The following is an 11,280-nucleotide window of genomic DNA, read 5'->3' on the forward strand; positions in this document are numbered from 1 at the left end:
TGTTGGCTTCCTAGTCAACTGAACCGTGGGACACACGGGGATCGCTTGGTCAATAAACGGCTGGTAGGCTGTTGTTCCCAAGAATCCCCCACCTCTAAGCGAAGCGTAGGTGGTGGGAGTGTTCAAATTTTTATCTCAGAGATAACAGTAAACCGTAAATTCCCCATCCCTTACCATATGAGAAACAAACAAAAAACAGGCCCGGAGATGAACGCTCACGGGCCCCGCAGCCACTGCCTTTTTACGCCAATTCGATTATATTGATTACACATTAAAACGGAAATGGATCACATCCCCGTCTTTCACTACGTAATCTTTCCCTTCCAAACGCAACAGCCCTTTTTCCCTTGCTTCGGCCATTGAACCGGCCGCCACCAAATCATTGTAGTGAATCACTTCGGCACGAATAAAACCTTTTTCAAAATCAGAGTGAATCTTACCAGCCGCCTGGGGTGCTTTGGTGCCCTCCTTAATGGTCCAGGCCCGCACCTCTTTTTCACCGGCAGTGAAGAAAGTGGCCAGCCCAAGCAGTTTATAAGTGGCCTTGATCAACTGATCCAGGCCAGATTCTTGAATGCCCAGTTCCTCTAAAAACAACACCTTGTCTTCCCCTTCCAGCTCGGCTATTTCCGCTTCCACCTTGGCACAGATGGTGACGACTTCAGCCAGATCATGAGCAGCATAGTCTTTGACCCGCTGGACATGGGGGTTGTTTTCCTCTTGTCCGATCTCTCCTTCACTCACGTTGGCCACATACAAAACAGGCTTCAGGGTGAGCAAGTGCAATTCCTTAATCAAGTGCTCTTCCTCTTCAGACAGGTTGAGACTGCGTGCCGTTTGCCCCTGTTCAAAAGCTTGTTTAAGCTGTTCCAGCACTTCCAGTTGCTGTTTAGCCGTTTTGTCGCCAGATTTGGCCATTTTTTGTACCCGCGTCATCCGCTTTTCCACTGTTTCCAAGTCAGCCAAAATCAGCTCTAGGTTAATCGTTTCGATATCAGCAATGGGGTCGACCTGACCAGTGACATGGGTAATATTCTCATCCTCAAAACAGCGAACGACATGGGCAATAGCGTCAACTTCGCGAATGTTGGCCAAAAATTTGTTGCCCAGCCCCTCTCCTCGGCTGGCCCCTTTCACTAAGCCGGCAATGTCTACAAACTCATAAGCAGTCGGGATAATGCGCTGGGTGTGCACAATCTCTGCCAGCTTCTCCAAACGGTGGTCAGGGACTTGCACAATCCCGACGTTGGGATCAATCGTACAAAAAGGATAATTTGCTGACTCGGCCCCGGCTTGCGTAATGGCATTGAACAGTGTAGACTTGCCCACGTTAGGCAAACCAACAATACCTGCTTTTAACAACGTCTCTCTACTCCTTTGCTCGATTCTCTGGGATGAAAAGTGCTTTTGGAGATCACACGTTTCTTACGTATCCTCTAGAGAATATTTCAGCCTTTTTGAGCATAAGACAAAATATCAGCTTCGTCAAACCCGAAAGCCCCCGGTCATGAAGGGGACAGGCCGATTGATGATGCATCTATTCCTTATTTGCCCCAACCGATTCCAGCACCCGTTTCAATTTCCGTTCAAACTTGCGCCTAGGCATGAGTACACTGTGGCTGCAGCCCTGACATTTGATACGGATATCCATCCCCATGCGAATGATTTGCCAACGATTGGTTCCACAGGGATGGGGTTTTTTCATCTCTACAATGTCATAGAGATGAAACTCTTTCCGTTCCATGCTTTTCCCTCCTTCGGCGCCGTTTCTAACCAGTCATGCTTAAAATCATTATAGTACAGGTGTTCAGTGTTTGTCATAGGGAAGGCCAAATTGCTTGAAGGGATAAAGCAAAATCATGCCCAGGATAAACAAGTTTAATACACCATACAAGGGATATAGGATTTGAATCAGCTTGGTAAACCCAAAGGTGGTTAAGGGAATGACCAAGAGGATAAAACCTCCGGCCACGGCCCACTGGGGCAAAAAGACGTAATCTTTAAACCTGGAGACCAACCCAAAAATATTGCTGACCGCTGTGGTATAGATGGCCAGCCACAACACAACGGAAACCCCAACCATCCACTGTGGCGGAAAGTTTTGCAAAATGGCGAACAGAGGAACATCATACAACATGATCTCATGACTGACAAAAAGCAAGGATTGATTATACAAAATGGACATAAGGGACAAGCAGGTCCCGCTTACCACACAGGAAATCGCAATCTCCGCCTTCTCCACTTTGGAACCAATGGCAGACAATACGGCCACAAGAGGTAATATATTAAGCGCTGTAAAAGCAATCCCTGCCGAAAGCACATGCCCCTCTCCTTTTTCCCAGCCAATGCCTGTCGGGTTGTTTTGCCACAGAAACAAACCACAGGCCAACGCCAGCATGGCAATCAACACAGGAATTAACAGGCTGTTTAAAGACATCACACCCTCCACATCACGCCAAAACACGCCCCACACTAAAATCCCGATCAGAACCACGCCAATCCAATAGGACAGCTCCCAGTAGACTAAAATGGCCCCGCTGCCGGCAAACATGACCACAGTAGTGGAAAGCAGATATAGAAAGATAAGTACATCGTAAGCATTGGCTAACTTCAGCCCAACAATCTCTTCCAGCACCATACGGTAATGGGGAGCCTGCAAACGGTGACTTACCATCATAATGACATAGCAACTGAACGAGAAGAGTATCATTGACAGCAAGACAGCCTTTTGACTTTGAGGGCCGTATGAGGCGAAAAACTCCCACAGTTCCCTCCCTGACGCATATCCTGCCCCAATCGTTGTGCCAATAATTAAAAAGGCAATTTTGGACCCTTTCCAAATGGTGGACACCGTCACCTAAAGATGCCTCCTAGCCTTTTCTTACCCCATGTATAAAAGCCATTATACCATCCTATAATGCTAATAAACCCCATATGCCATGAGCAAAATCCAGACAGAAGTATAAGCTAGCAAATAAACGGAATTTTAAATCAAAGTCTGTACAGCCTATTTACATGTAAAATTTATACAGGAAAGAAGGCGTTCCGATGAGACAGTTAAGTCACTCTTCCCCTCCTCCTCTTTTCCGTGAAGCCTATAACAGCGAGGGTTTTGCCGAAAAGCTTGCCCGCTCTTTATATAACACCTTATTACCAAAAGCGGGCGAATATGACTTAGTCATTCTGTGTATCGGGACCGACCGCTCCACAGGTGATGCCCTTGGGCCGCTTTTAGGCAGTTATTTAGCTGATGTGGAATTAAAACAGTTTCATGTATACGGCACTTTAAACCAACCGGTCCATGCGGTCAATTTGGAGCAATCGGTAGCCGCCATTGCCAAGCATCATCAGCGCCCGTTCATTATTGCCGCAGATGCTTGTCTGGGACACTACCAGCATGTGGGTCATGTCACATTAGGAGAAGGCGCGTTACAACCTGGAGCAGGAGTGAACAAAAAATTGCCGGCAGTGGGCGACTTGCATTTGACAGGCATTGTTAATGTGGGTGGATTTATGGAATATTTTGTTTTGCAAAACACCCGCTTATCCCTGGTGATGAACATGGCGGCGCGTATGGCCCAGGGCATTTGGCTGGCGGACCAGCGTTTAAGGCATAAAAAAAGAAGTGAGCTTCACACCAAGCCCGCTTCTTTGTTTAGCCGTTTGTTCTCGCCACCACTTCCCTTTAAATAATAAGGATAGACACACACTGCTTTATCTGCTCCACCATGGTGTTCCAAATCTGCCTGGGCATCTCCCGCCAGATGCAGTTTACTTAGGTAAACCGGTTGCGTGACAGGCCGCTTGTCAATACCCGTTAAACACCTTTTGTTGTTTTTCTCAACCTGTTTGGGCTGGCCTACATTAACGGACATGACCATATAACTTTGTTTCATTATTCTGCACCCCAATGTCTTGTCATTTTTTCAGAATATTTTACCCATAAAAACTTTATTTTGTCAGATAGACCCCCATGCTGATCAGCACGGCCACAACCAAGGCAGGCAGGAGGTTTCCCACCTTTACTTTGGTCACTTCAAGCAAATTAAGCCCTATCCCTATAATCAGAATCCCGCCTGTGGCGGTAATATCATTCACCAACCGGTCCAATAGTTCAGGTGTTAACCATTGGTCAATGGTCGTGGCCAACAGAGCCAGCGCACCCTGGTAGATAAAAACCGGAATAGCTGAAAAAATGACACCGATACCCAATGTGGAAGCAAAAATAATGGAAACAAAGCCATCTAAAAAGGATTTAGTGTACAAAACATCATGATCCAAGTTTAATCCGCTGTTTAAAGAGCCGATGATGGACATGGCACCGATCGTAAAAATTAAAGTGGTCGTCACAAACGCTTGGGCCACATGCCCCCGGTTTGTGCCTGCTATCTGTTCTAGCCATTTTCCCAGCTGTTCCAAACGGTCTTCCACCCTGAGCCATTCGCCAAGGATCGCGCCCAGCACAACACTAAACAAAACAATCAAGAAATATTCTGCCTCAAAAGCCATCCCCATGCCCAACACGACAACGGCAATACCAAGCGTTTTTAGCACGGTTGACTTCATGTTTTCCGATATATTTGGCAAACAAAGCCCAACGAAAGTTCCCGCTATAATGGCTAAAGTATTCACAATGACGCCTAACAAGACCATCTTGATCCCCTGCTTTCCCTTTTACCCCAGTAATCCTGCCTTTATTTCCAGCAGGGCTTGAACCAACTGATCAATCTCTTCCTTGCGGTTAAAAAATCCGAAGCTCGCCCTGACCGTGCCCACAGGACTTGTGCTCAATGCCTGATGGGCCAAGGGTGTGCAGTGCAATCCTGCCCTGGTGGCAATGCCATAATATTGATCCAGGATCATCGCCACTTCATGGGGATCAATCCCTTCCAGATTGAAAGCCACAACCGGCCCCCGTTTGACTCCAAGTTCCGGTCCGTACAAATGAAGACCTTTGATTTGGCTCAGTTGCTCCAAAGCATATTGTGTTAACATCCACTCGTGGTCCCAGATCTTCCCCACACCTTGTTCCAGAACAAAACCAACTCCCACATTTAAACCGGCAATTCCCGGTGTGTTTAATGTTCCTGATTCATACCGTGCCGGCCGGCTGTCCGGCTGCTGCTCCAACTCTGAGTGACTGCCTGTACCGCCATGAAAGAGAGGAATCAAATCAATCTGGGGAGATATGTATAAACCTCCCGTTCCTTGGGGGCCGTACAGCCCTTTATGCCCGGGAAAAGCCAGCAAATCGATGCAGTCCTCTTCCACGTCAACCGGCAAAATACCAGCTGACTGGGATGCATCCACGAGAAACGGGATGTGATGCTGGCGGGCCAGCCGGCCAAGCTGGCGAATGGGAAGAATAGCACCAGTCACGTTGGATACATGGGTCGCCACTACCAGTTTAGTCCGCGGGGTAAGGGCTTGGGACACTTGATCAAGATCAATATGACCGTTATGATCAGGCTCAATAAAAGTAAGCTTCACACCATAGCGGTCACGGAGATAGGCCAGCGGTCGACGAACGGAATTATGTTCAAAGGCAGTGGTGAGCACATGATCCCCTGTTTTCCATTCAAAACCTTTGATCGCTTGGTTTAAGGCTTGTGTCGCATTTTGAAAAAAAATAATGTGCTTTGGATCTTTAATCCCAAACAGTTTAGCGAGTCTGGCCCGGGTTTGGCTAATGGTCTGGGCTGCCCGCACTGCCAGCTGGTGGCCACCGCGGCCCGGGTTGGCTCCATATTGTTGAACGGCTTCCATCATGGCTTCGGCAACCCCGTCAGGTTTGGGCCAAGAGGATGCAGCTTGGTCAAAATAAATCACAGTAATGCCTCCCGTTCCTTCGGTGCTTGAACTAATCAAGCTAACCGATCATCTCCACAAGACGCTGCAAATCTTCATCAGAGAAAAATTCAATCTCGATCTTACCCTTTTTATCTCCCTTTTTTATTTTAACAGAGGTACCTAATTTGCTCTTTAATTGTTCCTCATACTGATGGATAAAGGGGTTGGGCTTCGTTTTGCTTTTCTTTTGCTTTGTTTCACGTGAAACATTGTTAAGCTGTTTGATGAGCTGTTCCAATTGCCGGACGCTTAACTGTTCATCGATACACTTTTTGGCCAATTTGCTGATCTGCTTTTTATCTTTACAACCAAGTAAAGCCCGGGCATGTCCCATGGATAGTGTTCCACGTGAAACATATTCCTGCACGTTGTCAGGAAGCTGGAGAAGGCGCAAGAAGTTGGCTACATGGGGACGGCTTTTGCCCACTTTGACAGCCAGTTCATCTTGCGTCAAATTAAATTTGTCCATGAGCTTTTTATAAGCATAAGCCACTTCCATCGCGTTCAGATTTTCCCGCTGCAGATTTTCGATCAAGGCGATTTCCATCACTTGCGATTCGGTAAAATCTTTGACCACAGCAGGGATTGTCTCCAAACCGGCTTCCTTTGAGGCCCGGTACCGGCGTTCACCCGCGACGATTTCGTAACCTTTTATGCTCTTGCGCACAATAATCGGTTGGATCACCCCGTGTTCTTTAATGGATTGGGTTAACTCCGCAAGCGCTTCCTCATTAAAATCCTTGCGCGGCTGATAAGGATTGGGCCTTAATTCACTCAGCTTAATTTGAATCACTTGATCATGATCATTGATCTCTAAAGAAGGGAGCAGGGCATCCAACCCTTTCCCTAACCTTTTAGACATAAACTCAGCACCTCCTTGGCCAGCTCCATGTACACCTCGGCCCCTTTGGACTTCGGGTCGTAATCGATGATCGGCTTGCCGTGGCTGGGTGCCTCGCTCAGGCGCACATTGCGGGGGATCACGGTTTGATACACTTTTTCCTTAAAATATTTTTTTACTTCTTCAATGACCTGAATGCCCAGATTGGTGCGGGCATCCAGCATGGTCAGCAATACCCCTTCAATGGTTAAGTTTTTATTTAAATGTTTTTGCACGAGGCGGATGGTGTTCAGCAACTGGCTTAATCCTTCCAATGCATAATACTCGCACTGAATAGGAATCAACACCGAATCAGCAGCGGTCAGGGAATTGATGGTTAAAATGCCTAATGAGGGAGGACAATCAATCAAAATAAAATCGTAATTGTCCCGCACCAATTGCAAAGCTTTTTTAAGGCGGATCTCCCTGGAGATGGTAGGCACAAGTTCAATTTCAGCTCCGGCCAGCTGGATGGTGGCAGGAATAATATGCAGGTTCTCGATCGAGGTATGCTGAATCACCTCTTGGGGATGCACATCATTAATCAGCACATCGTAAATGCAGTACTGGATATCAGCCTTATCTATGCCAATCCCACTGGTGGTGTTCCCCTGTGGGTCGATATCAATCAGCAAGACTTTCTGTCCCAGAGTAGCCAGGCAGGCCCCTAAGTTAATAGAAGACGTGGTTTTGCCTACCCCGCCTTTCTGGTTGGCAACCGCTATAATTTTACCCATCCCTTTCACCTCATTATCATTTGTGAACAAACGGTAAGAAAAGCGGCTGATCATGGCCGCTTATTTATTGCTTTGGTATTCGAATTGTAAATTCAATGTAGTCCTCATGTTCTTTCTCATCGGTTTCGATGCTGAGTCCACTTTTTAAAACCATGTCCACAGATTGGCGTATGGTGTTCATTGCTAAGCGCATATCCCTTGAATAAGCTTTTCGCAAGGGTTTTTTCTTTTTCGGCGGTTTTTTGTTCAAGTGTTTCTCTATGAGTTCTTCCGTCTGTTTGACATTCAATTGTTTATCAATGATTTCCTTTAAAAACTTCTTCTGCAGTTCAGGATCTTTCAAGGTAAGCAACGCACGTGCGTGACGCTCTGAAATTTTGCGTTCCCTTAAGGCTTGATGGCACTCTTCAGGCAAATGAAGCAAGCGCAATTTATTGGCAATGGTGGATTGTCCTTTACCCAGGCGCTGGGCCAGGCTTTCCTGAGTGAGACCATGCAATTCGATCAACTTTTGATAGGCTAACGCTTCTTCTATAGGGGTTAATCCTTCCCGCTGCAAATTCTCAATTAATGCCACAGAAGCAGCCTGCGTATCGTTAAAGTCTTTAACAATGGCCGGAATGGTTTCCATACCCAACTTGGTGCAAGCCCGCCAGCGCCTTTCACCAGCTATAATTTCATATTGGTCTTCAGCATATTTCCGCACGACAATCGGCTGAATAATACCGTGTGTCTTGATCGTTTGGCATAGCTCATCAATTTTTACCTCGTCAAAAACGGTGCGCGGTTGATAGCGGTTAGGCACAATATTCTTAATCGGGATATACTTGATCTCTTCCCCTTCCCCTTTTTCTGCTATGCCAAAAAAACGAGAAAGATGTTCTTTCATAGTGACACCACCTAAACCATCCTGTAATGATAGGTAAACTAGGATTGTAAAAGATGAGGTCCGAAATCTATCCTGTCCCCTATAAACATTCTCTATTTTATCACCAGAATCCTTCTAAAAAAATATGTTTCACGCGAAAATGTTTCACGTGAAACATAACTGGATGGTTTACTTTAACGGCTTTTTGGCTGGAAGTCCCGGCTGGCGGGGGTACTTCCCCGGTGTAGGGCGCACTTTGTGCAAGATAATCAGCTGACGCTCTCCCTCATCACCCGGTAAATATAACTGATGCAAGTCTTTTATCTCTCCACCCAGCTTAGGTATGGCCCCTTGTGCTTCTCTCAGCTCTTCCTTTCCCTTAGCCCCTTTCATGGCAATGAAAGTCCCTTTGACTTTAGCCAAAGGTAAACAGAGTTCGCTTAAGACGTTTAATCTGGCCACTGCCCTGGCTAAAACAAGATCATACTGCTCCCGGTGTTCAGGTAATTGGCCAAAATGCTCAGCCCGGTCGTGATACAGGCGGACATGATCCAAGTTTAATGCTTGGACCAGATGTTCTAGAAAAGTAATCCGTTTTTTCAGGGAATCAACGATCGTGACTTGCACATGGGGAAAACAAATCTTTAAGGGCAGGCTGGGAAATCCTGCCCCGGCTCCCACATCCACAAGGTTGACGGGTTCTCGAAAGTTATAATAAAAAGCCACCGTCAGTGAATCGTAAAAGTGTTTTAAATAGACCTCTTCCCGCTCAGTCAAGGCGGTTAAGTTCATTTTCTGATTCCAATCGACCAGCAAACGGTAATACTGCTCAAACTGATCCAGCTGGGCTGGGGACAGGGTTATCCCCTGCCTGGCCAGCTGGTGGTGAAACTGTTCCTGATTCATGTGCTGCTGCTCCCTGTTTAAGCATTTTTCTTTGTTTGATTCATTTGCTCCAGGTAAATCAACAAAATGGAAATATCGGACGGAGTCACACCCGAGATCCGGGAAGCCTGGGCAATGTTCAGCGGACGGACCTTGGACAGCTTCTCCCGGGCTTCGGTGGATAAGCCTTGAATCTGGTTATAATCCAGATCAGGGGACAAGCGCTTGTTTTGCATGCTTTTCATCCGTTCCACCTGTTGCAGTTGTTTTTCAATATAACCGGCATACTTCACCTGGATTTCAACCTGTTCCGTCACCTCTTTAGGCAACTCTTGAGATGGAGAAGAAATGCGGGCGATATGCTCATACGTGAGTTCAGGCCGGCGCAGCAACACGGCCAGCGGAACAGCGTTGTTCAATTCTTTCGTTCCCGCTTCGCGCAAGATCGCCTGCGTGCGTTCATCCGGACGGGCCTTTTCCTGATTCAAGCGTTTAATTTCTTCTTCAATCAATGCTTTCTTCCGTTTAAACCGCTGATAACGCTCTTCAGAAATTAAGCCGATTTCATACCCCAGCTCGGTCAAGCGCAGATCAGCGTTATCATGGCGCAACAACAGCCGGTATTCTGCCCGGGAGGTTAACAAGCGGTACGGTTCATTCGTCCCTTTGGTCACCAGGTCATCGATCAGGACGCCAATATAGGCCTGGGAGCGGTCCAGAATAATCGGATCCTTCCCCTGTACCTTGCGGGCGGCATTGATGCCAGCCATAAGGCCCTGGCCGGCTGCTTCCTCATAACCGCTGGTCCCATTAATTTGGCCGGCGGTAAACAGATTTTCCACCAGCTTTGTTTCCAAAGACGGCCAAAGCTGGGTAGGCACGATCGCATCATATTCGATCGCATATCCAGCACGCATCATGCGCACATTTTCCAACCCCGGAATAGAGCGGAGCATTTCCAACTGGATCTCTTCAGGCATGCTGGTGGATAAGCCCTGCACATACACTTCATTCGTATAGCGCCCCTCCGGCTCCAAGAAAATTTGATGGCGCGGTTTGTCGTGGAAACGTACCACTTTATCCTCAATGGACGGGCAATACCTGGGGCCTGTTCCCTTAATGGCTCCCGAATACATGGGTGAACGGTGCAAGTTGTCATTTATAATTTGATGGGTTTTGGCACTGGTGTAGGTCAGCCAGCAGGGCAATTGGTCCTTTTGCATCTCTGTGGTCTCATAAGAGAAGGCCCGAAACTCTGTATCCCCTGGCTGCTTCTCCGTTTTGCTGTAATCAATGGTATCCCCATGCACCCGGGGCGGTGTTCCCGTTTTGAACCTGACCAGTTCGAAGCCCAGCTCCTCCAGATTTTCCGATAAGCGGATAGCCGGCTGCTGATTGTTGGGGCCGCTTTCATATTCCAGCTCCCCTAAAATGATCTTGCCGCGCAAGTACGTGCCTGTTGTTAAGACCACCGCTTTAGCTCTGTAAGCCTGCCCTGTTTTGGTGATTACCCCTTTGCATACCCCGTTCTCCACAATCAGCTCTTCCACCAGGGATTGGCGCAAGACAAGGTTGGGGGTGTTCTCCAGGGTTTGTTTCATCATCTGCTGGTACAAAAATTTGTCGGCCTGTGCCCGCAAGGCCTGCACAGCCGGCCCCTTGCTTGTGTTCAGCATGCGGATCTGAATATACGTTTTATCAATATTGCGCCCCATTTCACCGCCCAAAGCATCAATTTCACGCACCACATGTCCCTTGGCCGGCCCTCCAATAGACGGGTTGCACGGCATATAGGCCACCGTATCCAAATTAATGGTTAAACACAAAGTGGAACAACCTAACCGTGCCGCGGCCAAGGCCGCTTCAACCCCGGCGTGGCCGGCGCCAACCACAATAACATCATACTCATCTTTATGGGTAACAGGCATCTTTCTTCCTCCCTCTAGAAATGTTGATCTATCAAGGCTTTTCGGCCTCTCAGGGGTGTCCAAAAAATATTTTTCGACAAAATCCCTTACATCCTTTTTCAGTTTTGTGGATATCTTACAGACCTAGGGTGC

General features: G+C 47.4%; 12 protein-coding genes. 1 reads left to right on the plus strand and 11 read right to left on the minus strand.

Annotated features, from left to right (window positions below; genetic code table 11):
* Positions 1-264 precede the first annotated feature (264 nt).
* The 3 genes from ychF to IEW48_RS15440 all read right to left on the minus strand — a co-directional run bounded on the left by ychF (position 265) and on the right by IEW48_RS15440 (position 2,857).
* A complete protein-coding gene (gene ychF, locus IEW48_RS15430) occupies positions 265-1,362 on the minus strand; it encodes a redox-regulated ATPase YchF (protein ID WP_188624542.1) in 1,098 nt (365 codons plus the stop codon).
* 175 nt (positions 1,363-1,537) lie between these two features.
* On the minus strand, positions 1,538-1,744 hold the full coding sequence (locus IEW48_RS15435; protein WP_007503328.1) for a DUF951 domain-containing protein: 207 nt from the start codon (positions 1,742-1,744) through the stop codon (positions 1,538-1,540).
* Between the two features lie 63 nt (positions 1,745-1,807).
* On the minus strand, positions 1,808-2,857 hold the full coding sequence (locus tag IEW48_RS15440; RefSeq protein ID WP_229704088.1) for a YkvI family membrane protein: 1,050 nt from the start codon (positions 2,855-2,857) through the stop codon (positions 1,808-1,810).
* A 191-nt stretch (positions 2,858-3,048) separates the two neighbouring features.
* Between IEW48_RS15440 and yyaC the strand changes: the two genes are divergently transcribed.
* Positions 3,049-3,693, plus strand: a complete 645-nt coding sequence (gene yyaC / locus IEW48_RS15445) for a spore protease YyaC (RefSeq protein WP_188624543.1) — start codon at positions 3,049-3,051, stop codon at positions 3,691-3,693.
* On the opposite strand, the gene IEW48_RS15450 is transcribed toward yyaC, so the two are convergent.
* The 8 genes from IEW48_RS15450 to mnmG all read right to left on the minus strand — a co-directional run bounded on the left by IEW48_RS15450 (position 3,633) and on the right by mnmG (position 11,148).
* Entirely contained in the window at positions 3,633-3,896 is a 264-nt protein-coding gene (locus tag IEW48_RS15450) for an MOSC domain-containing protein (RefSeq protein WP_188624544.1), read from the minus strand. The two genes, yyaC and IEW48_RS15450, sit on opposite strands and share 61 nt — an antisense overlap.
* A 55-nt stretch (positions 3,897-3,951) precedes the next feature.
* A complete protein-coding gene (locus IEW48_RS15455) occupies positions 3,952-4,653 on the minus strand; it encodes a DUF554 domain-containing protein (RefSeq protein WP_188624545.1) in 702 nt (233 codons plus the stop codon).
* Positions 4,654-4,674: 21 nt separating this feature from the next.
* A complete protein-coding gene (locus IEW48_RS15460) occupies positions 4,675-5,835 on the minus strand; it encodes an aminotransferase class V-fold PLP-dependent enzyme (RefSeq protein ID WP_188624552.1) in 1,161 nt (386 codons plus the stop codon).
* Between the two features lie 34 nt (positions 5,836-5,869).
* The gene (locus IEW48_RS15465) at positions 5,870-6,712 is read right to left on the minus strand and encodes a ParB/RepB/Spo0J family partition protein (RefSeq protein WP_188624546.1); all 843 of its coding nucleotides are present in this window, start codon (positions 6,710-6,712) and stop codon (positions 5,870-5,872) included.
* The gene (locus IEW48_RS15470; RefSeq protein ID WP_188624547.1) at positions 6,697-7,467 is read right to left on the minus strand and encodes a ParA family protein; all 771 of its coding nucleotides are present in this window, start codon (positions 7,465-7,467) and stop codon (positions 6,697-6,699) included. The genes IEW48_RS15465 and IEW48_RS15470 overlap by 16 nt, the downstream gene beginning before the upstream one ends.
* Positions 7,468-7,531: 64 nt before the next feature.
* Entirely contained in the window at positions 7,532-8,356 is an 825-nt protein-coding gene (gene noc / locus IEW48_RS15475; protein ID WP_188624548.1) for a nucleoid occlusion protein, read from the minus strand.
* 168 nt (positions 8,357-8,524) lie between these two features.
* Positions 8,525-9,241, minus strand: coding sequence for a 16S rRNA (guanine(527)-N(7))-methyltransferase RsmG (gene rsmG / locus IEW48_RS15480; protein WP_188624549.1), 717 nt, complete (start codon positions 9,239-9,241; stop codon positions 8,525-8,527).
* 17 nt (positions 9,242-9,258) lie between these two features.
* A complete protein-coding gene (gene mnmG, locus IEW48_RS15485) occupies positions 9,259-11,148 on the minus strand; it encodes a tRNA uridine-5-carboxymethylaminomethyl(34) synthesis enzyme MnmG (RefSeq protein WP_188624550.1) in 1,890 nt (629 codons plus the stop codon).
* Positions 11,149-11,280: the final 132 nt, after the last annotated feature.

This window comes from Caldalkalibacillus thermarum (assembly GCF_014644735.1).
In the GTDB taxonomy this organism is placed as follows: Bacteria; Bacillota; Bacilli; order Caldalkalibacillales; family Caldalkalibacillaceae; genus Caldalkalibacillus; species Caldalkalibacillus thermarum.

Excerpts from the sequence above, each read along its gene's own strand:
- mnmG (WP_188624550.1), bottom strand. The coding sequence starts at position 11,148 with ATGCCTGTTACCCATAAAGATGAGTATGATGTTATTGTGGTTGGCGCC.
- noc (WP_188624548.1), bottom strand. The coding sequence starts at position 8,356 with ATGAAAGAACATCTTTCTCGTTTTTTTGGCATAGCAGAAAAAGGGGAA.
- IEW48_RS15455 (WP_188624545.1), bottom strand. The coding sequence starts at position 4,653 with ATGGTCTTGTTAGGCGTCATTGTGAATACTTTAGCCATTATAGCGGGA.
- rsmG (WP_188624549.1), bottom strand. The coding sequence starts at position 9,241 with ATGAATCAGGAACAGTTTCACCACCAGCTGGCCAGGCAGGGGATAACC.
- IEW48_RS15470 (WP_188624547.1), bottom strand. The coding sequence starts at position 7,467 with ATGGGTAAAATTATAGCGGTTGCCAACCAGAAAGGCGGGGTAGGCAAA.
- IEW48_RS15435 (WP_007503328.1), bottom strand. The coding sequence starts at position 1,744 with ATGGAACGGAAAGAGTTTCATCTCTATGACATTGTAGAGATGAAAAAA.
- yyaC (WP_188624543.1), top strand. The coding sequence starts at position 3,049 with ATGAGACAGTTAAGTCACTCTTCCCCTCCTCCTCTTTTCCGTGAAGCC.
- IEW48_RS15450 (WP_188624544.1), bottom strand. The coding sequence starts at position 3,896 with ATGAAACAAAGTTATATGGTCATGTCCGTTAATGTAGGCCAGCCCAAA.
- IEW48_RS15465 (WP_188624546.1), bottom strand. The coding sequence starts at position 6,712 with ATGTCTAAAAGGTTAGGGAAAGGGTTGGATGCCCTGCTCCCTTCTTTA.